This is a genomic window from Microbacterium sp. Bi128 (genome assembly GCF_918698205.1).
In genome coordinates this window covers 1-1,685 of record NZ_CAKKMM010001123.1, presented here as the reverse complement: position 1 = coordinate 1,685, position 1,685 = coordinate 1, and the positions used below count along the sequence as shown (strand labels likewise).

Annotated in this window: 2 pseudogenes; both read left to right on the top strand. The window is 68.7% G+C overall.

What is annotated here, in order from left to right:
* Positions 1-534 (top strand): annotated as a pseudogene (locus LQV45_RS30420) (glutamine synthetase family protein); the annotation flags it as partial.
* A gap of 41 nt (positions 535-575) precedes the next feature.
* Positions 576-1,685: pseudogene (locus LQV45_RS30415) on the top strand (bifunctional glutamine-synthetase adenylyltransferase/deadenyltransferase); the annotation flags it as partial.

Sequence of the window (1,685 nt, the reverse complement as noted above, 5' to 3'; positions counted from 1 at the left end):
GGCCAGAACGAAATCGACCTGCGCTACGCCGACGCCCTGCAGACCGCGGATAACATCATGACGTTCCGCACGGTCATCAAGGAAGTCGCGCTGCAGCAGGGCACCTATGCCACCTTCATGCCCAAGCCCTTCACCGCCCACCCGGGTTCCGGCATGCACACCCACTTTTCCCTCTTCGAAGGGGACACCAACGCCTTCTACGAGGCCGGTTCCGAGTTCCAGCTTTCCGAGACGGCGCGCCAGTTCATCGCCGGCATCCTCAAGCACGCCCCCGAATTCACGGCCGTGACCAACCAGTTCGTCAACTCCTACAAGCGGCTCTGGGGCGGGGGAGAGGCGCCGAGCTACCTGAGCTGGGGCCACAACAACCGCTCCGCCCTGGTCCGCGTCCCGCTGTACAAGCCCGGCAAGGGCCAGTCCGCGCGGATCGAATACCGTGGCATCGACTCCGCCGCCAACCCCTACCTGGCCTACGCCGTGCTGCTCGGCGCCGGCCTCAAGGGCATCGAGGAGGGCTACCAGCTCCCCGCGGCGGGCTGCGCGACGTCGAATTCACCGTCCAGCTGCTGCAGCTCGTGCACGGCAAGTCGGATGAATCCTTGCGCTGCCGGGACACCACGTCGGCCATCGCCGCGCTCTCCGCCGGCGGGTATATCGGCCGTTCCGACGCCGCGGAGTTCGACCGCGACTACCGCTACCTGCGGCTGCTCGAACACCGGATCCAGCTGTTCCAGCTGCGCCGGACGCACCTCATGCCGGTGAACGAAGCGTCTTTGCGTTCCCTCGCCAAGGCGGTCCTGGGACCGTTCTCCGCCGAGCGGCCCAAGCCGGACGCCCTGGTCGCCGCATGGCGAAAAACCAAGCGCTCCGTGCGGGAACTCCACGAACGAATCTTCTACCGCCCCCTGCTCAACACAGTCGCCACCCTGAGCAGCGAAGAGGCACGCCTGACCCCGGAAGCCGCCCAGGGCCGCCTCGCCGCCCTCGGTTACCTCGATCCCCCCGGCGCCATGCGGCACATCGAGGCCCTCACCGCCGGCGTGAGCCGGCGCGCGGCACTCCAGCGCCAGCTCCTGCCCATCCTGCTGGACTGGCTCGCCGACGGCGTGGACCCCGACGCCGGGCTGCTCGCGTTCCGGCGGGTCAGCGAGGCCCTCGGCACAACGCACTGGTACCTGGGCATGCTCCGGGATTCGACGGCCGCAGCCGAGCGGCTCTGCCACGTGCTCGCCAACTCCCGGCTGATCGCGGACCTGCTGGAGGTTTCGCCCGAATCAGTGGCGTGGCTGGGCACGGATAAGGAACTGGTGCCGCTCAGCTTCGAATCCCAATGGCTTGAAATCACCTCGAAGATGTCCCGGCACGCGGACCCGGAGAGCGCCATGCGGCTGATCCGGCTGATCCGGCGCCGGGAAATCCTCCGGGTCGCCATCGCGGACAGCGCCGGGCTGCTGGACCAGGACCAGGTGGGGGAAGCCCTCGCCGACACGGACCGGGCCGCCGTCCTGGGGGCGCTGCGCGTGGCGGAGACGATCATCACCGCCGGGGAACCGCTGAAGACCCATGTGCTGGTGGTTGCGATGGGCCGTCAGGGCGGCCGGGAGATCGGCTACGGCTCGGACGCCGACGTCATGTACGTCCACCGCGGACTCCCCGGCGTGCCGGAAGAGGAGGCACAGGCTCAG